The 19,296-nt window shown below is 61.6% G+C and carries 15 protein-coding genes; 10 read left to right on the top strand and 5 right to left on the bottom strand.

All coding sequences use genetic code 11. From position 1 onward, the window contains the following. Window positions 1–27: 27 nt before the first annotated feature. The 4 genes from SynPROSU1_RS05495 to SynPROSU1_RS05480 are packed head-to-tail and all read left to right on the top strand — an operon-like array spanning window position 28 to window position 5,724. Complete coding sequence (locus SynPROSU1_RS05495) at window positions 28–1,062, top strand: ROK family protein (protein WP_186571887.1); 1,035 nt, start codon at window positions 28–30, stop codon at window positions 1,060–1,062. 14 nt (window positions 1,063–1,076) lie between these two features. Further along, on the top strand, window positions 1,077–2,024 hold the full coding sequence (gene thrB / locus SynPROSU1_RS05490; RefSeq protein ID WP_186571886.1) for a homoserine kinase: 948 nt from the start codon (window positions 1,077–1,079) through the stop codon (window positions 2,022–2,024). A 57-nt stretch (window positions 2,025–2,081) separates the two neighbouring features. Beyond that, complete coding sequence (locus SynPROSU1_RS05485) at window positions 2,082–3,617, top strand: NAD(P)H-quinone oxidoreductase subunit 4 (protein WP_186571885.1); 1,536 nt, start codon at window positions 2,082–2,084, stop codon at window positions 3,615–3,617. Between the two features lies 1 nt (window position 3,618). Beyond that, entirely contained in the window at window positions 3,619–5,724 is a 2,106-nt protein-coding gene (locus SynPROSU1_RS05480; RefSeq protein ID WP_186571884.1) for a M3 family metallopeptidase, read from the top strand. Window positions 5,725–5,726: 2 nt separating this feature from the next. On the opposite strand, the gene SynPROSU1_RS05475 is transcribed toward SynPROSU1_RS05480, so the two are convergent. Genes SynPROSU1_RS05475 through SynPROSU1_RS05455 form a run of 5 tightly spaced genes read right to left on the bottom strand, consistent with a single transcriptional unit; the run spans window position 5,727 to window position 13,349 of the window. Next, a complete protein-coding gene (locus tag SynPROSU1_RS05475; RefSeq protein ID WP_186571883.1) occupies window positions 5,727–6,314 on the bottom strand; it encodes a triacylglycerol lipase in 588 nt (195 codons plus the stop codon). Continuing rightward, a complete protein-coding gene (locus SynPROSU1_RS05470; protein WP_186571882.1) occupies window positions 6,311–6,682 on the bottom strand; it encodes a dihydroneopterin aldolase in 372 nt (123 codons plus the stop codon). Before SynPROSU1_RS05470 ends, SynPROSU1_RS05475 begins: the two co-directional genes overlap by 4 nt. Then, on the bottom strand, window positions 6,682–7,989 hold the full coding sequence (locus SynPROSU1_RS05465) for a glutamate-5-semialdehyde dehydrogenase (RefSeq protein WP_186571881.1): 1,308 nt from the start codon (window positions 7,987–7,989) through the stop codon (window positions 6,682–6,684). The genes SynPROSU1_RS05470 and SynPROSU1_RS05465 overlap by 1 nt, the downstream gene beginning before the upstream one ends. An 8-nt stretch (window positions 7,990–7,997) precedes the next feature. Continuing rightward, on the bottom strand, window positions 7,998–8,906 hold the full coding sequence (locus tag SynPROSU1_RS05460; protein WP_186571880.1) for an ROK family protein: 909 nt from the start codon (window positions 8,904–8,906) through the stop codon (window positions 7,998–8,000). A gap of 3 nt (window positions 8,907–8,909) precedes the next feature. Next, a complete protein-coding gene (locus tag SynPROSU1_RS05455) occupies window positions 8,910–13,349 on the bottom strand; it encodes a translocation/assembly module TamB (protein WP_186571879.1) in 4,440 nt (1,479 codons plus the stop codon). 66 nt (window positions 13,350–13,415) lie between these two features. Between SynPROSU1_RS05455 and SynPROSU1_RS05450 the strand changes: the two genes are divergently transcribed. The 6 genes from SynPROSU1_RS05450 to glgB are packed head-to-tail and all read left to right on the top strand — an operon-like array spanning window position 13,416 to window position 19,255. Next, complete coding sequence (locus SynPROSU1_RS05450) at window positions 13,416–13,853, top strand: DUF2518 family protein (RefSeq protein ID WP_186571878.1); 438 nt, start codon at window positions 13,416–13,418, stop codon at window positions 13,851–13,853. Then, a complete protein-coding gene (locus SynPROSU1_RS05445) occupies window positions 13,853–14,254 on the top strand; it encodes a DUF4332 domain-containing protein (RefSeq protein WP_186571877.1) in 402 nt (133 codons plus the stop codon). Before SynPROSU1_RS05450 ends, SynPROSU1_RS05445 begins: the two co-directional genes overlap by 1 nt. A 46-nt stretch (window positions 14,255–14,300) precedes the next feature. Further along, window positions 14,301–14,582, top strand: a complete 282-nt coding sequence (locus tag SynPROSU1_RS05440; RefSeq protein WP_186571876.1) for a hypothetical protein — start codon at window positions 14,301–14,303, stop codon at window positions 14,580–14,582. Next, on the top strand, window positions 14,572–16,176 hold the full coding sequence (locus SynPROSU1_RS05435) for a CocE/NonD family hydrolase (RefSeq protein WP_186571875.1): 1,605 nt from the start codon (window positions 14,572–14,574) through the stop codon (window positions 16,174–16,176). Before SynPROSU1_RS05440 ends, SynPROSU1_RS05435 begins: the two co-directional genes overlap by 11 nt. Window positions 16,177–16,186: 10 nt before the next feature. After that, the gene (locus SynPROSU1_RS05430) at window positions 16,187–16,897 is read left to right on the top strand and encodes a DUF3887 domain-containing protein (protein WP_186571874.1); all 711 of its coding nucleotides are present in this window, start codon (window positions 16,187–16,189) and stop codon (window positions 16,895–16,897) included. A 60-nt stretch (window positions 16,898–16,957) separates the two neighbouring features. After that, window positions 16,958–19,255 carry a 1,4-alpha-glucan branching protein GlgB gene (glgB, locus tag SynPROSU1_RS05425; RefSeq protein ID WP_186571873.1) on the top strand — a complete coding sequence of 766 codons (2,298 nt, stop codon included), beginning with the start codon at window positions 16,958–16,960 and terminating at the stop codon, window positions 19,253–19,255. Window positions 19,256–19,296 lie beyond the last annotated feature (41 nt).

Below are 19,296 nucleotides of genomic sequence, written 5' to 3'. Positions count from 1 at the left end.
CGCTGGTAGAAGACGCTGCGGGCCCGGATGGCCACCACCACACTCCTTGCAGGGGATATGGGAGGCACCAAGACCCTGCTTGCTCTGTATGGAAGCGACGGGAGTCAGCTTCAACTGCTGCATCAGCAGCGCTTCCGCTCAGGGGAATGGGCCTCCCTCGAGCCGATGATCGATTCCTTCCTCAACAATCGTCCAGCAGATCTTCCTGCTCCAGGACATGCCTGCATCGCCGTCGCTGGTCCGGTGCGCCACAGGGAAGCCAAAATCACCAACCTGCCCTGGCGACTCCGTGAGGCCGACCTGGCTCGTGCCGCGGGGCTGGAACGCCTCGAGCTGGTCAACGACTTCGCCGTTCTGATTTACGGGCTGCCCCACTTCAACGACAGCCAACAGGTGATCCTTCAGGACGGCGAACAGGACCATGGCCCACTGGCGATTCTTGGTGCAGGCACCGGTCTCGGCATGGCACGTGGACTGCAGAGCGAACAGGGACTGGTGGCCGTGGCGAGCGAAGGAGGCCACCGCGAATTTGCCCCGCGCAATGAAGCGGAGTGGAACCTGGCCTGCTGGCTCAAACAGGATCTCGGCGTCAGCAGACTGTCGATTGAACGCATCGTGAGTGGCACCGGCCTGGGGCATGTGGCCCACTGGCTGCTTCAGAAACCAGATGCCGTCATGCACCCCCTCCGCAGCGTGGCCGAAGCCTGGCGACGCAACAGCCCAAACGATCTACCCGCTCAGGTGAGCCTCGCCGCTGAAGGGGGAGACCCTTTAATGCAGCGGGCTTTGCAGTTGTGGCTGGAGGCCTATGGATCAGCGGCGGGCGACCTTGCCCTGCAGGAACTCTGTACAGGAGGCCTCTGGGTCGGTGGCGGCACAGCCTCAAAACAATTGAAAGGACTTCAATCCGCAAGCTTTCTCAATCCAATGCGCGACAAGGGACGATTCCGCGAACTGATCGAGGGGCTCCGGGTCACGGCCGTCATCGATCCCGATGCCGGATTATTCAGTGCTGCTTGCCGTGCACGGATGCTGGCGGAGTCAAGTGGGAAACTGGCCTGAGCAGAGGATCAGCGATGGCGCAGCCGCGCATCGGTCAGAAAGTGGTCGTGGACGTCCCGGCAACCACGGCCAATCTCGGACCAGGCTTTGACTGCCTCGGTGCTGCCCTCGACCTAAACAACCGATTCGCCATGCGGCGGATCGAAGGGGGTGGTGAACGGTTTGAGCTGATTATTGAGGGATCGGAGGGAAGCCATCTCCGTGGTGGGCCTGAAAATCTCGTGTATCGAGCTGCGCAACGGGTGTGGAAAGCAGCTGGTCTTGAACCCGTCGCCCTGGAGGCGCGGGTGCGTCTTGCCGTGCCGCCGGCACGGGGGCTTGGCAGCAGTGCAACGGCCATTGTGGCCGGATTGATGGGGGCTAATGCCCTGGTGGGGGAACCCCTCTCCAAGGAGAAGCTGCTGGAACTGGCCATTGATATTGAAGGACACCCCGACAACGTTGTGCCATCCCTTCTGGGCGGCCTTTGCATGACCGCCAAGGCCGCCTCCCAGCGCTGGCGTGTTGTGCGTTGCGAATGGACGCCAGGAGTGAAGGCCGTCGTCGCGATTCCATCCATACGTCTGAGCACAAGCGAAGCCCGACGGGCCATGCCCAAGGCCATCCCCGTTGGCGACGCCGTGGTGAACCTTGGTGCCCTGACGTTGCTGCTTCAGGGGCTGCGCACCGGCAATGGAGACCTGATCTCCGACGGCATGCACGATCGGCTCCACGAGCCTTACCGCTGGCGACTGATCAAAGGGGGAGACCAGGTCAAACAGGCGGCCATGGAGGCTGGAGCCTGGGGCTGCGCCATCAGTGGTGCCGGGCCAAGCGTCCTGGCGCTCTGCTCGGAGGAGAAGGGTCCAGCCGTCAGTCGCGCCATGGTGAAAGCGTGGGAAGCAGCGGGGGTCGCCAGCCGCGCGCCGGTGCTGAATCTGCAAACCGCAGGCAGCCACTGGCAACCGGCAGAAGATGAGTAGATCCACCTAAATCGAGGGCTCAGCCCTGTTAGCTTTGTTAAATATTGCGGACAAGGAATGGACGCTGGGTTAGCAGAGCTTGCTGTCTCGAGCACACCGTTCCCCTGGTTATCTCTGATTGTGTTGCTGCCGGCGGCGGCAGCTCTCGTGCTTCCCCTGGTCCCAGTCAGCGAGGACAAGCCATCCCCCGCGCCCAGAACGATCACGCTCATCGTCCTGCTGGTCGATCTGCTGCTGATGATGGGGGTGTTTGCCACCCGCTTCGACCCCAGCGCTGAAGGTCTCCAGCTGGTGGAACGTGTGAGCTGGCTTCCGGCCCTCGGCCTGGAGTGGTCCCTCGGGGTGGATGGTCTCTCCGCGCCTCTCGTCGTGCTCAGCGGGCTGGTGACTTTGCTGTCTGTGGCTGCCAGCTGGTCAGTTCAACGCAAGCCACGGCTGTACTTCGCCCTGATGCTGGTTCAGGCCTCGGCCCAAGGCCTGGTCTTTCTGTCCCAAGACTTCCTGCTCTTCTTCCTCGCCTGGGAGCTAGAGCTCGTTCCCGTCTACCTGCTCATCGCCATTTGGGGCGGACAAAACCGCCAATACGCCGCGACCAAATTCATCCTTTACACAGCGCTGGCCTCCCTGCTGATCCTGATCAGTGGTTTGGCGCTGGCTCTTTCCGGCGATACCTTCACGTTCAACCTCACGGAACTGGCCGCTCGCTCCCCCGGCGGCAGCTTCGGTCTCCTGTGTTACCTCGGCTTCCTGATCGGCTTTGGCGTGAAATTGCCGATGTTCCCTCTCCACACTTGGCTGCCTGATGCCCATGGAGAAGCGAATGCGCCGGTGTCGATGCTATTGGCCGGCGTTCTCCTGAAAATGGGCGGCTATGCGCTGCTCCGTTTCAACGTCCAGATGCTGCCGGAAGCGCACTACACCCTGGCGCCTGCACTAGTGATCCTTGGGATCGTGAATATCGTCTATGGCGCCCTCAACGCCTTCGCCCAGGACAACGTGAAACGCAGGATCGCCTGCAGTTCCGTCAGTCACATGGGATTTGTTCTAGTGGGGATCGGTGCCGTGGATGCACTGGGGATCAGCGGAGCGATGCTTCAGATGGTCAGCCATGGCCTGATTGCAGCCGCGATGTTCTTCGTGACAGGGGTGTTCTACGAGCGAACAAAAACCCTTTCGATCCCCAACATGGGTGGGTTGGCCAAAGCCTTGCCGATCACCTTCGCCTTCTTCCTTGCCAGCTCCCTGGCATCCCTGGCGCTGCCGGGCATGAGCGGCTTCATCAGTGAAATCACTGTGTTCCTCGGCATCACCAGCCAGGAAGCCTTCACATCACTGTTCCGATCAATCACCGTCCTGCTGGCCGCCATCGGGCTTGTGCTCACGCCGATCTACTTGCTCTCCATGTGCCGCAGAGTGTTCTTTGGTCCCAGGATTCCTGCACTGGCCAGCGTGAATGACATGCGGCCAAGGGAACTGATCATTGGCCTGAGCCTCCTGGTACCAACCCTGGTGATCGGAATCTGGCCGCGCGTCGCCATGGATCTCTACGAAGCCTCCACCAACGCCCTAGCCCTGCAGTTCATCGCCAGCTGACATGACCACATCTGCTTCTCCTCTCCTTCGCGGCGAAGGCCTGCCCGAATTTCGGTCCATTTCCCCCGAGCTGGTCAGCCAGGACATCCCTGTCCTTCTCGAACAACTTGATGGAGCCTTCAGTGAGCTTGAGAAATCTCTGGAATCAGCCTTAGCGGGCCCGTCCCGACTCTCCTGGGACGCGGTCATGCAGCCACTTCAGGCCATTGGTGAACGGCTGCGCTGGAGCTGGGGTGTTGTGTCTCACCTCAATGGCGTCTGCAATTCCCCCGAACTGCGTGATGCCCATGCCGCCCAGCAACCCGATGTTGTGCGCCTCAGCAACCGCCTCGGCCAAAGCCAGGTTCTTCATCGAGCCTTGGAATCACTTCAAAACGACCCGGCCGAGCCCCTCAACGCCACCCAACAGCGGATTCTGAAATCAGAATTGCTGTCGATGCAGCAGCGCGGGGTGGGCCTCAGTGGCGATGAGAAAGCGGCCTTCAACCGCACCAGTGAACGTCTGGCCTCACTGTCCACCCAGTTCGGCAACCACGTGCTCGATGCCACACAGCAGTGGACTCTGAAACTCACCGAACCCAACGAGGTGGAAGGCCTCCCGCAACGGGCTCTGGAAGCGCTGGCCGCAGCGGCCCGCGAGGCAGGGGATGCTGATGCTTCCGCTGAAGGTGGCCCCTGGCTGCTGGGCTTGGACATGCCCCGCTATCTGCCGTTCCTCACCCATGCCACCAACCGCTCCCTGAGGGAAAAGGCTTATCGCGCCCATGTGGGGCGGGCCAGTGAAGGAGATCTCGACAACCGCGCACTGATCGAAGAGATCCTGACCCTGAGGCGCGAACAAGCCTCTCGCCTGGGGTATGCCCATTGGGCTGACCTCAGTCTGAGCGCCAAAATGGCCGACGACGTGCCGGCCGTCGAAGCACTTCTGGAAGAACTCCGTGCTGCGGCTTATCCAGCAGCAGAACAGGAGCTGCAGGACCTCCAAGCCATCGCCCAGGAGCACAAGGCCCCTGAAGCAGATGACCTGGCTCCCTGGGACATCGCCTACTGGTCGGAAAAATTGCGCCAATCTCGGTTCGACCTGGACCAAGAAGCGCTGCGCCCCTGGTTCCCGCTGCCGCAGGTTCTCGATGGACTGTTCAGCCTTTGCTCACGTCTCTTTGACGTGGAGATCGTCGCCGCAGATGGCGAGGCACCGATCTGGAACGACGACGTTCGCTTCTTCCGTGTGAAGCGCTCGGATGGCACACCTCTGGCTGGCTTCTACCTGGATCCCTACAGCCGGCCGGCCAGCAAACGCGGTGGGGCCTGGATGGATGAATGCCTGGGCTTGAACAAGCAACCGGATGGATCGGTGGTGCTGCCGGTGGCCTATCTGATCTGCAACCAGACTCCACCTGTCGGAGACACCCCCAGCCTGATGAGCTTCGAGGAGGTGGAGACCCTCTTCCATGAATTCGGCCATGGGCTCCAGCACATGCTCACCACCGTCGAAGAACCGGAAGCCGCCGGCATCAGCAACGTGGAATGGGATGCCGTTGAACTCCCCAGCCAGTTCATGGAGAACTGGTGCCTCGATCACGCCACATTGATGGGCATGGCGCGCCACTGGCAGACCGGTGAACCTCTGCCTGAGGCTGAATTCAACAAGCTACGCAGCAGTCGCACCTTCAATGCGGGACTGGCCACCCTGCGGCAGGTTCACTTCGCCCTCAGTGACCTTCGCCTCCACAGCAAGTGGACTCCGGAGCTCGGCATTACGCCCGACGCGCTGCGCCGTGAGATCGCAGCGACCACCACAGTGATGGCTCCGATCCCGGAGGATCAATTCCTCTGTTCCTTCGGCCATATCTTTGCGGGCGGCTACTCCGCCGGGTACTACTCCTACAAGTGGGCTGAGGTGCTGAGTGCAGATGCCTTCTCCGCCTTCGAGGAGGTAGGTCTGGATCAGGAGGATCGGGTTCGCGAAACCGGAGCCCGCTTCCGCGACACCGTGCTCAGCCTCGGCGGGAGTCGCTCCCCTGCAGACGTGTTCAAAGCCTTCCGCGGCCGCCCAGCCAGCACCGAAGCGCTGATTCGCCATTCCGGCCTGGTGGCCGCGGCCTGACCTCAGGCGCGCAAGCTGCTGCTGAGCCGTTGAATTGCTGCGGGGTGACTGATCAGCTGCTGATGGGTCCAGACAGGGATTTCCTCATGCCGACCCACCGGCAGAACAGCTCTCCAGCCAGGGCAGACCATCAGATCCCAGCGGCAGAAGAAACTGCAGCACTCGACCCCATCCAGGGCATCGGTTGGGCGATTCAGCTGTCGCAGGAGGCGACTGCCGACTTTCATGTCTGCAGCACCGGCCAGTAGCGGGCGGGGAATCAGCTGGGCGGCAAGGGTGCCCTGCTGTGGACTGCCCACGCTGAAGAAGCGTCGGGTGCGTTGCGCCCCCCCAAGCTCCTGCAGCCAGATCCTGCCAATCACGCCCCCCATCGAGAAACCCAAAAGGTCGACCCTGGTGTCAGAACCAAAGCGCTGCTGAATGTGCTGATCAAGGCGAGAGGCCAACTGCCGCAAGGGCACCCAGCCCAGCCCATGGGGAAGATGCGGCGCCAGCAGAGGGCGATTCGGCTGGTCCAGCCCCTGGATCAGCCGATGAAACAGATGGGGCGTGTCCCAGAGACCATGCACCAACACCAGAGGGATGTTCACAGGGCTGATGTGCCGCCATGGCGCGAGCGCTCCACGAACACCCGACCGTTGAATCCAGGAACCGGTGCAGCACATTTGGTCAATCGCAACCACATCGGCATGGCCCCGTACAGGGTTTCCAACCGATCCAGCATCTGCTCGCTGAAGTGCTCGATCGTGAGGCAACGAATCTGCTGGGACAGACCCTGCAGGGCCTGAATCGCCACGCTGTAATCAAGACTCCGGCTTAGGTCGTCAGCCCCGGCAGCAGCCGTCAGATCGAGCTGAACACTGAAATCAAGGCTGAACCACTGGCCATCCCGACGTTCGTGCTCCAACACCCCGACATGGGCCCACAAGCGGAGCTCCCGCACACCGATGCAATCCATCAGAGGGGCCTGTCGATGTGGGTGAAGACACGGCTGCCGTTGGCGTAGTCGGCAGCGATGTGACCCTCACCACGCAACCGATAGCGATAGGTCACCAGCCCCTCAAGACCGACCGGTCCTCGGGGCGGCAGGGTCTGGGTGCTGATACCCACCTCAGCGCCGAATCCGTAGCGGAACCCATCGGCGAACCGGCTGGAGCAGTTGTGATAGACCCCGGCGCTATCCACCGCTGCCAGGAAGCGGTCAGCAGCCTGGGCATCCTCGGTCAGGATCACTTCGGTATGACGCGACCCATAGGAACGGATGTGATCGGTGGCTTCCTCCAGATCTTCCACCAGCTTCACCGCCAGGATCAGATCCAGATACTCCGTGCGCCAGTCCTCCTCCGTGGCCGTTTCAGCCACGCCGAGGGCCACGCTCTCGGCATCGCCCCGCAGCTGAACCCCGGCAGCCGCGAAGGCCGGCAGCGCTGCTGCCAGAAAAGGCTTGGCAATGGAGCGGTGCACCAGCAAGGTCTCGATGGCGTTGCAGGCGGCGGGATACTGACTTTTGCTGTCCACTGCCACCCGAACGGCTTGGTCGACATCGGCCGCAGCATCCACATAGAGATGGCACACCCCATCGGCATGGCCCAGCACCGGAATGCGGGTGTTGTCCTGGATGAAGCGCACCAGCTCGTTACTCCCCCTGGGGATGATCAGATCCACGAGGCCGTCCAGACGCAACAAGGCCAGGCTTTCTTGACGCGTGGTAAGCAGCGCTAGGGCATCGGCGGACACCGGACTTGCCGCCAGGCCTGCCTGCAGCGCTTCCATTACAGCCTCATTGGTGCAGCGGGCCTCACTGCCCCCTTTCAACAGGGCGCCGTTGCCCGAACGGATCGCCAGGGAGGCGATCTGCATCACGGCATCCGGTCTGGCCTCAAAGATCACACCCACCACGCCAAGCGGCACGGAGATCCGTTCCAGCACCAAGCCATGATCAAGCTCCCGGTGCAACTGGCGGCAGCCCAGCGGGTCGCTGAGGCTGGCCACCTTGCGGACGCCATCAATCGCTGCAGCCAACTTGGTTTCATCCAGCTTCAGCCGGGCCATCAGGGCCGGTGCCAACCCCTCGGTTGCCGACCGTTCGAGATCCTGACGATTGGCACCAAGGATGATTGCTGCGCGGTCGGTCAGAGCGTCCGCCATCGCCTGGAGCGCCAAGGCGCGTTGCCCGTCATCGGTCTGCCCCAGATCAACAGCAGCACGGCGGACAGCCGCAGCACGCTGCAACAGCGCGGCGGAAGGCTCTGGAACGCTGGACATCAACGCAATCAATCTGGAGCCATCATCCCGTTCAGCCGCAGCAGGGCGAGCCGAGCAGCCCCCAGGCGTCCAGCACCATTGCCCAGGCAGGCGGCTTCGATCCGCAACCCCTCCCTAGACACAGCCTGCACCCGTGACTCCACCTCGCGACGCAACGACGGCAGAAAGTGACGGGCGGCACCAGCGAGGCCACCACCCAACAAGACCAACTGCGGCGTGAACACGTACACCAAAGACGCAACCCCGCAGCCCAGACGCTCGCCATAACGTCTCCAAACCTCCACGGCGACCGGATCACCGGCATCGGCCTCTGCACTGAGCTCGCGGGGATCGCGATCGCAGAGCCGCCGAAGGCCCGTGATGCTCGCGAACTGCTCCAGAGAGCCACGGTTGCCGCTGTTGCAGGCCGGACCGTCGGGCTGAACCCCAATCAGCCCCGGTTCCGCGGCCGCACCGTTGTGGCCCGTGAACAACTCCCCACGCAGGAGCACCCCCCCACCAACACCAGTGCCGAGGGTGAGCATCACCACATCCTCAACTCCCTGGGCAGCACCGAGCCAGGCCTCACCCACCACGGCACAGTTGCCGTCATTGGCAAGGGTGACCCGGCGATTGAGCCGTGATTCCAACCAGTCCGCTAAAGGCACGTCCTCCCAGCCGGGCAGGTTGATGCAGACCCGCGCCACTCGGGCCGAAGCATCCATCGGACCGGGAAGCCCGATGCCAACCGCCTCGGCCTGATACTCCGGATCGATCTTTGCAATGGCCTCACAAAGGGCCATGGTCACGGCACCAGGAACGGCGGGCTGCGGTGTGGGCCATTGCGCCTCCGCTAGCACCGTGCCATCGGCACGGATCCGAGCCAGCTTGATCGCCGTACCCCCGAGGTCCACCCCGATCACCTGCGCACCAGGCATGGTTCAGAACCGGAAGAAGACCTGCAACTGGCTCTGCCAGGTGCCATTGGCATCCACAGCACCAGACACGGAGGTGTTCGGCGTCAACCGATAGGAGACGGTTGCTTGCGGCGGAACATCGGTGGTGTTCGGGGCCGCCAGAACGGAAAGGTCGAACCGGTCGGTCAAATCCAAACCGAACTCCGTCACCAGTGTGAATGTCGGCGGGACCCGGCCGGACGTGCGCTCCTTGTCTGACTTCACATCGGGAGTGACGTAGGTCGGAAAAATCGCCACTTGAAGCCGTTGCCCCATGGCATCGGTCAAGGTGCCCAGCACGGGAGACAGCAGCGACTGACCCACCACCGTGGCCAGAGCCGCACCACCGCTTCCGGCCAAACCGGACAGGGAATTTCCACCGATCAAGCCCAACAGCTGCTGCTTGGACATCGGAGGTGTGCTGCGCAACACAAGGTTGTTGTTGTCAACCAGACGATTGGCCGGGCCGGTGGCTTGAACCGTGACCTTGACCAAGCGAAGCTGCCCCCCCTCGGCATAAGCGCTGCCACTGCCATTCGAAGCAAACACATTGGAGCTGGTGGTCTGATTGGCGCTGCCAACACTGACGTTGTCAGACACCCGTGACTTCATCGCGATATCCACGTAGGGCACGAGCCCCAGCGAGGGCGTGAACACAGCAACATTCGCTGCCCGAGGATCCAAGCGGAAGGTGGTAGAGAACAGGCTGAGCCGGCCGGAATTCAGCCGGATCAAACCTCGCGCCTCAAGAGAGGGATCCAGTGGGCCGTTCAATGCCACCGATCCTCCCCCCTTGAAGCTGATCCAGGGGGGCATCAGCACCCGGAGATCAGGACCGAGAGCGAGGCGAAGATTGTCAAAGCGGATCGCTGGCAGATTCGGCATGAACCCTGGCACTTGATCCGGTCCCTGAATCGGTGTGTTGGGTCCCATCAGGACCAGAGGTTCCTTGAAATCCCACTTCTCCTCAATCAAGGCATTCACAGACATGACGCCGGGCTGCACTGCAGCAGAGGGACCCTCCACGCCCGTGGGAATCAACCCTTGAACTCCGCCCCGCCGCACCCGTCCGAAGAATCCGGACTGCGGCCGAAGTGTGCCTCTGGACAGAGTGAGATCTCCGGAAACGACGGGTTGCACCAAGGCACCAGCGACCCGTAATTCGCCGTCGGCCTGGAAATTCACAATCGGCTGACGAATCTGACCTTGACTGAGCTGCAGGGTGAGGGGCTCAGCATCGCGCTGGGGAGCGAACAAACCGAGCGTTCCTGAACCGCGCAGCTTGCCGCCACGGCCCACCTCGGCCTCAAGGTTTTGCACCAAGACCCGATCGAAGTCAAACAGGATCGAGGCATTGATCCGGCGAAGCGCCTGCTCACCGATGCTCAGATCACCGTTGGTTACCACGAGGAAGCCATTGGCCTGGGGTTGCTTCAGGGGACCGCGCAGCAGAAGCCGGAGATCCGTTCCCCCCTGCTTGACCGTCAGGGAATCCCCCGCGAGAAGCGTCAACACGCCGAGGGCATCCCCATGGCTTTCCAGCTTCAGATTCAGATCGGCATCGGGATCAAAGGGAACATCCCCGGAGACAGTGAGAGCTTCCTTGCTCTCCCCTCCCCTCAGAGCCAGATCCAGACGGATTGACTCACGGTCGACGACGACCGATCGCTGCTCCAACTGCAGTGGCTGGCCCGCAAGGCTGGCGGAATCGAGGATCAGATCGGAGGCAAGCAGGGGAGCCTCTCCAGTGAGGTCGTAACGGCCTCGGATGCCAATGCTGCCGCGGAGCTGGGGAGGAACAGGTGCCAGCAACGCCAGCAGGGACAACGGAACCTGCAACAGAGAGAGGTCACCGGATCCTCCGAAAAGTGGGCCGCGAAGCGTGGCGACCACCGGTTCGAGCTGAAGCGCCTTGGCTTGGTCATCCCCCTCAATCCACAAATGCGCCTTGGCGATCAGATCGGCCTTGAGACGCTTTGGAGTGGGCCCCTCAATCGTGCCGGAAACATTGATCCGTCCTTCCAAGCGCTCCAGCTGTGGACCCTTGCTGGGATGGGCCAGGGCATAAGCCTCAAGAGCACGTCGGGATTGCGCCAAGGCCTGCAACTGGCCATCGAGGGAACCGCCGAAGGTGTTGATGAACAGGGTTCCGAGATCTTCAGCACGCCCAAAAGCCGGACCGGAAGGACGGTCATGACCTTTTAATTGCCGAGCCAGAAGCGTCAGCCAGTTCACATCCAGACCTTGAGCCTCGATCTCGCTTTGCATCCGTCCACCCAGATCTCCGCGGGCCTTCAGCCGAAGACTGCCCTCCCTGGGCATCAACGCTGCATCCGCTTGAAAACGGCCATCCGCCAGAACACCCTCCAGATTGAGGCTCTCCATCGCGACACCCGCCAAGGAGGGCTCTGCGATGGAGGCAGACCCACTGACCGCGAGAGGGGCCAAAGCGAGGTTCCCTGAACCCGTCAGCTGACCAGCAACAGCTTTGGGCTGATTGCCCGGTGGGACGATGAAACGAAGACCATCAATGTTGAGGTCAGCAGCACTCCAGCTGTAGCGGCGTTGCGCGCCCCTCGACTCCAGACCGTCGAAGCGCAACTGCCCCTCACCACGGTCCAAACGCACGGCCTTGGGCCAACCGTCTGCGGCGAGCTCGGCCACGATCGAGGCGCGCACCGCGGGCTGCTTGGCCGCCATCTCCAGGCGAGCTCCACGGCCGAGTACCCCGCTGAGGCTGCCTTGCCAACGTTCAGGAACCTGCAAGGCACCGAAGCGGGGTTCGTCCAGCATCAGGGTGATGTCCGGCTCAAGGGCCGACAGCGGTCCGTTCAACCGCCCCCGCGCCGCTACGCGACCATCCAGTGGCGTACCGATCAAGGGGGTGAAGCGGCTGAGTTCCAGAGGTTTGAGTTCAAAGCCGCTCTGAAGCTCACCGGATTGAATCCGCCCCTGCACCACTTGAAGAGGCAGGCGAGCCTCTGCCCGCAGCATTGGGCTGGTGAAGCGATCCAGCACCAAAGCTGAATCATCTGTGGACCATCGGGTCTGGAGTGACCAACGCTCCAGCAGAGGGTTCGCAGCCTGGCCAAGCTTCAGCGTCAGATTGGGTGAAGCCAGATCACCACTGACATCCACTGCTCCGAGAATCGGTGCGGTTTGGCCCAATCCGGCCTGGAGCGAAGCCAGAGCAGACCAGAAGCGGGGATCAATCTGCAGCTCCGTACTGCGCAGATCCAGATCCGAACCAATCGTTCCGGTCAGACCAAAACGCAATCCTGGGGCTCTGAGCCGGAGCCGATCCACCAGAACAGCCCGTTGCTGAGGTTTCAGCCAGGGAGTGCGCCATTGACCATCCAGCATCAGGGCTGTGTTGAGGCCCATGGCTTCAGGCAGCTGGATCTGCCCATCGACGCTCCATTGGGGCTCCCCCCAGGGCCCCTGGATCCGAAGCTTCACCCGATCCTTGCTCGCAGGGAGACCTTCCGTGCTGCGAACTTCAGCGCGAAGGTCAAAGCGCTTGTTCAAGGCAACGGATCCAGAGGCCAGAGCCTCAAACGATCCAAAACGCAGCGTTGTGGGCTCCAGCTTCAGTTGCTCACCCTTGCAGCCGATGCTGAGGCGCTTGGTCTGAACTGAAGCAATCTTGAGATTGGTGAGCCCGAGTCCACCCCTGCAGTTCCAAGAGCCTCCGGTCCAGCTGATCTGAACATCGCCTTTCAGACGCCCTGAGGCATCCAGATCCAGAGAGGGCGCAAAAACCGCCCCCAACGGTTGAAGGTTGAGCCGATCCAGCCGACTTCGAAACCTGAAACCGGGTCGATCCCAGTGCCCTTGACCGTCCAAACGGACAGACCCTTCCCCTTCAACCCAGCGAAGTTCGGATTCGGTGCTGAAAAAGGCCTCTCCCAGTAGAACCGAGCCCTGGCTGCGGAGTTCAAGGGTCTGCCGCTGAGGGCCAAATCGAAGCCGTGCTGGGTCGGCCAACTTGTATTGCAACCCAAGCCGCGGCAGGTCGGCTTTGCCGTTCGATGCACCAAATGTCCAGTAGCGACCCTCCTCGTTGGCCTGCAACTCGCCACGCACCTCGTGCAAGGTGATCTGCAGAACCGGCTGAAAACGCCGCAGACTGGCCAAGGGGGCAAGGCTGACTTCAAGCCCCGCCAGGCTGAGTTCCGACTGATCCTCGGCGGACGGCAGGATCCGACTTGGGCCTAAAGCGATCCCCCAAGGACGGAGTCCGTCGTAGGAACCGATCTTCAGTGCATGACCAAGCGGCGCCGAAAGAGAGTTCTCCAAGGCGGGACGGAAGCGTGCAACGGTGCGCTCCGCTACACGATCAAGGGCCATGAAGCCCGCCGTTCCGGCACCAACCAGAACGAAACTGCCAGCTGCCAACCAGACAAAGCGCCGCGTTTTCCCCATCAGACGCGACGGCCACCCCGGAATTCAGCGCAATATAAGGAGCGTGTTTTCAGTGCACCAGACCCCATGGCCTTTGATCAGCTGCTGCTTACCGCCGCTCCCTGGCTGGGATGGTCCGGTCTCGGACTTGGAGGGCTGACTGCTGTTGCCTTCCTTGCTCGTTGGGGCATCCGTTTTCGCCTGGTCGGCGTCAGCAGCTTCACGCTGCTGCTTGCTGTCAGCTGCTGGGCGTTTGGCGTGAGCTACACACCCCCCGTGGTGGTCGATGGTGCTGTGCGAGCACCGATCGTGTTTGACAACGGCAACGACCTGGTGGTGGCACAGGTCCCTGCCGACCTGGCTCCATCCACAGTCGAGGCCACCCTGGAGCAGTTGGAGGGGAATCTGCGCGGCTCCGGCCGTTCCAGCAGGACTGTTCTGGTGCGTTTGCGGGGCATCCAGGCGGAGGGTGACGGCTTGGCCCGTCCCGTCATCCTGGGAGAGGTCAGCAAGACCTTTCGTTGATGCCGGACTTCAACGACGTGATTCAGGAGCTTCCCCAGTCGTTTCGCAGGGAGAAACAAGAGCTTGATCAAGCCGGAATCAATCGGTGGTCCACCATCCGTGCCTTAACGGATCTGGAGCTGAGCCGACTCGCCCGCAGCGGTCAGGCATCGGCCCGCAACCTCAAGCGGCTGCGTGGAATGGCGGAATTGGTCTGTGTGTTGAATCTGCCCCCCCAGGACGCCGCGCTGCTGATGCATGCCGGCATTGCCACGCCGGCTGCACTAGCCGCCTGCAGCCCCGAACGTCTCGTGCGCCAGACCGGCAGGCTTGAGCGCAGTCTCGGGACCAAAAGACCTGCTGTCGTGGATCTGCGGGTTGCCGGCGACTGGATCCGACGCGCCAGGCAACTCGCGAACTGACCCCATCGCCCCTGACTTGATGCTCAATCCTGCGTATGAACAATGCATGAGGTTGACCTTCCTGCGTTCGGCTCTGGTCTCACTGGCTCTGATCAGCACACCTGCGCTCGTGAGTGCCGCTGACTCCGATTTACTCAATAACGTCAAACGCAATCCTGAGAAAGCCAAGGAGATGTGTCGTTCCTTCCGACAAATGAACGACAACAACAAATCGGCCTATTCCAAAAAAGCCACCCGCAAGGTCGCCAAAAGTCAGACCCTGAATTTTCAGGATGCCGAAATCCTTGTGACCTACGTGGTGGGGATGCATTGCCCCGATGTCCGCTGAGACGAGCGGAATTTTCTGCCGAGATGCAGCGCTGACGCTTGCGGATGGCGTCGTGCTCCATTCGCGGCTGTGGCATCCCAGCCGGGGCGGTCCCTGGCCTGCTCTGCTGATGCGGCAGCCCTATGGAAGCCGCATCGCCTCAACGGTCACCTACGCCCACCCAACCTGGTGGGCGTCCCATGGCTTTCTGGTCGTTATTCAGGATGTGCGGGGTCAAGGGGCGTCGGAGGGCAACTTCGGTGGGTTTGGTCAGGAAGCAGCCGACACCACCGCCACCCACGCCTGGGTTCGCCAGCTTCCGGAGTGCAATGGGCGACTGGGGACCTACGGGTTTTCGTATCAGGGTTTAACCCAACTCACCGCCGCTGAATCCACGCCGGCACCGGAGTGCACAGCACCAGCGATGACCGGACTGGACGAACGTCGCCATTGGAGTTGTGAAGGAGGTGCCCACTGGTGGCAGCTTGGACTGGGCTGGGGGCTTCAGCTCGCCGCCCTTCAGGCCCAGCGACGCGGAGACGTGACCGCCTGGCTGGAGATCCGCAGAAGCCTGGAAGACACCACCTACCTGAGAGAAGGGCCTGCTCTGCTGGAACGCCATGACCCCGATGGCATGGCCTGGAGATGGTTGCAAAGTGACCCGAACCAGCCGCAGCAGTGGACTGTTCATCGCCCCCCTGTGACCTGGCTCCAACAACCGATGCTCTTAATCGGTGGATGGTGGGACCCGCATCTGGTGGGCCTGCTCGACCTCTGGTGTCGCAGCAAGGCCGCCGGTGGTCAGCCATCACTTCACATCGGACCCGCTTCGCACCTTCAGTGGTGGCCGGAGAGCCAGCAGCTGATGCTGCAGTTTTTCCAACAGCATTTGCAGGATCAACCACCGCAGGAGCCAAGGCCAACCAACCAGCTTTGGAACATCACGCACCATCAATGGGACTGCATTCCGGCACCAGACGCGACCATCCCTGCGTCATGGGGCCTGCGGAGCCAGGGACTGGCTTGCATCGATCCAAGGGAAGGAGCGCTCGTCGCTGCTGGGGAAGGAGAGGGAAGCGTGAACATCGTTCATGACCCCTGGCGACCGGTCCCGGCCATCGGTGGACACCTCGGAACACCCCCCGGCCCCGTGGACCGGATGGCCGTGGATCAACGCGGCGACGTCGCAACATTCACCTCAGCCCCCTTGGTGGCTGAGCTTCTGCTATCGGGGCAACCGGTACTGCAGCTCAACGCACAAGCGGACCAGCCCGGGTTTGATCTCTGCGTCAGCGTGTCGCGTCTGCCTGCGGGCGCCAACACCATCGAGCAACTGAGCACTGGCGTCCTACGCATTCGAGGTGACGAGGCTTTGACAACAGCCATGCGCAACGTGACCCTTCAGCCGCTTCAGGCCGCACTGGCACCAGGCGATCGACTGCGGGTCTCGGTCGCCGCAGCAGCCTGGCCCGCGATCGGCGTCAACCCTGGCCACGACGCCGTGCCCTGTGGGGCATCAAGCCCGGAGCACCGTGTGGTGACGCTGACACTGACGCTTAGTGACTCCACCCTGCAGCTGAACCCCTTTGGCTCCGGCAGACTGAGGCTCGACTGACCTTTGTGCTTTGAAGCTCTCCGCTGCCCTGCTGGCCATCGCTCTGTCAGCCCCCATGGGGTTGATCAGTCCCGCAGCAGCGGAGGAACTGACAAGGACTGAACTCACGCCGGCACAAGCGACAGCGGCTGCTGAACTCTTGCTGGAGGCCCTCAAGCAACGCCAGGGAGACGTCATGCACGACGCCCTGGCTACCCCGATTCAGGCCAGTGTTGATGTGAAGACCGTCCAGGCTCGCCTGGACCAACGCGTGGCCATCGATGCAACCCGCATCGTCAGGGTGATTCCTGGTTACAACACGACCACGATTGATGCTGTCGTGACCACCGGATCCGGTGACGAAGGCATGCTGATGGTGCTGGATGAGGACGGCAAGCTGCTCGCCTGGAAGTGGACCGACCGCATCCAGCCCATCGAAACAACGGCACTCGACTTCACCCGAGACCTTGCCGCAGGGCGTTGGATCGCAGCGCGATCCAAGATGTCCTTGCAGCTGCAGGAAGATCTGGCCCCGGGAGATCTCGAACGCAAGTGGACCAAGCTCAGCAAGGTGGCTGGTGGTTTTCGCAAGGTCAAAGACGCCGTGATCGCCCATCAAGGAGGGGATCAGCAGCTCGTGCTTGTGTCTGTTGCCTTCGGCAAGGCCACATCCAACCTGTTCGTGATCTTCGACGACCGCGGTCGAATCATCAACGTCGACATTTCCCGAGACTTCGTCTGATCACCTGCTGATCTGTTTCGTAAATCAGGCTTAACATCGCGCCCAATTCATAGATCTCCCATGGGTGTCGCCGCAGTCCTCGACTGGATGGTGCAGGACGGCGAACGGTTGGCGAATTGTCGCCATGACCACCCGTTCGCGGTGCTCGGTCCCCAACCCTCAGAACAGGGTTGGACCGTGCGGATGTGGATGCCTGATGCCCAAACGGTCACCCTGCTGGTGGGGGGCGATGAGATCACCATGACCACCCCCAACCACCCCTGGGTGTTCGAGGCACAACTCGGCAGGGACCCTGGCTGCAGCTACCGGGTCCGAGTTGAGCGTGGCGGGATCGTTCATGAACAACACGATCCCTGGGCTTTCCGTGGTGAATGGATGGGCGAAATGGATCGCCACCTCTTCGCCGAAGGCAACCATCACCACATCTGGCAGAGGATGGGTGCCCATCTCACCGAGCGTGACGGGATCACCGGAGTGATGTTCTGCCTTTGGGCTCCCAACGCTCTGAGCGTTTCCGTGATCGGGGACCTCAATTCCTGGGACGGACGTCACCACCCCATGCAGCAGCGCCTTGGTGGCATCTGGGAACTGTTCGTTCCTGGACTGAATGAGGGGCATCTCTACAAATACGAAATCCGCACCCAGGACGGCCACTGCTACCAGAAAGCTGACCCCTACGGTTTCCAGCACGAAGTCCGCCCGGATAACAGCTCCGTGGTGGCCCGCCTGAACGGGTACAGCTGGAAAGACCAGGGATGGATGCAGAAGCGGGATAGCAGCAACGCTCTGGATCAGCCCATCTCGGTGTACGAAATGCACCTCGGCAGCTGGATCCACGCCTCAGCAGACGAACCCTGGATTCAACCCGACGGGACCCCGCGTCAACCAGTGCCTGCGGCGGACATGAAGCCCGGCGCACGGCTTCTCACCTACGCCGAGCTCGCTGACCGTCTGATCCCTTACGTCAAGGAAAGGGGATTCACCCACATCGAGGTGATGCCGATCACCGAGCACCCCTTCGATGGATCCTGGGGCTATCAGGTGACGGGTTGGTATGCCCCCACCAGCCGCTATGGAACGCCCGATGAATTCCGGGCTTTCGTGGATCGCTGCCACGCGGAAGGCATCGGGGTGATCATCGATTGGGTTCCTGGCCATTTCCCGAAGGATGCCCATGGACTGGCCTTCTTTGATGGCGCACACCTCTACGAACACAGTGATCCGCGGATCGGGGAACACAAGGAATGGGGAACCCTGATCTTCAATTACAGCCGGAACGAGGTTCGCAATTTCCTTGTTGCCAATCTCATCTTCTGGTTCGAGCAGTTCCACATCGATGGCATACGTGTGGATGCCGTGGCCTCAATGCTGTATCGCGATTACCTGCGCCCCGATGGTGAATGGCTCCCGAATGAAAACGGCGGCAGGGAAAACACAGAAGCGGTCCGTTTCCTGCAGCAGGCCAACCATGTGTTGTTCCAGCACTTCCCCGGAGCCCTCTCCATTGCGGAGGAATCAACAACGTGGCCGATGGTGACGCAACCAACGGACATAGGTGGACTCGGATTCAACCTCAAATGGAACATGGGTTGGATGCACGACATGCTCGATTACTTCGAGTTGGACCCGTGGTTCCGCCAGTTCCATCAGAACAACATCACGTTCTCGATCTGGTACACCTACACCGAGAACTTCATGCTGGCGCTCAGCCACGATGAAGTGGTGCATGGGAAAAGCCATCTCCTGCACAAAATGCCTGGAGATGACTGGCAGAAGTACGCCAACACAAGGGCCTTACTGGCGTACATGTGGACACACCCCGGCAAGAAGACGATCTTCATGGGGATGGAATTCGGTCAGCGGGCCGAATGGAATGTCTGGGGGGATCTCGAGTGGGACCTGCTCAACTACGACCCCCATAAAGGCATCCAGCGGCTGGTGGATGACCTCAATGTTCTCTACAAGGCTGAACCGGCCCTGTGGCGTGACGACTTCGACCAGTTCGGCTTCCAGTGGATCGACTGCAATGACAACCGTCACTCCGTGATCAGCTTCATGCGCCGGGAAAGCACAAGCGGCACCTGGCTCGTGGTTGTGGCGAACTTCACCCCCCAAAGCCATGCCCAGTACCGCGTGGGCGTTCCTCTCGCCGGCTTCTACCAGGAGATCTTCAATTCCGATGCGGCCAAATACGGCGGCAGCAACCTCGGCAACATGGGGGGCAAACCGACGGATGAGTGGGGCATCCACGGCTATGAGAACTCCCTTGATCTCTGCCTGCCGCCGCTGAGCCTGATGGTGTTCAAGCACGACCCGAAACGCAGCCTGAGCAGCAGCGACCAGGACAACACCCTGTGACGAAGGTGATGACAATTAGGGGCTAAAGCACTAGCCGAGCC

Origin of the sequence: Synechococcus sp. PROS-U-1, from assembly GCF_014279755.1 — a bacterium.
GTDB lineage: Bacteria > Cyanobacteriota > Cyanobacteriia > PCC-6307 > Cyanobiaceae > Parasynechococcus.
The sequence above is the reverse complement of the archived record's forward strand: the minus strand, read 5'-3'. Positions and strand labels throughout refer to the sequence as shown.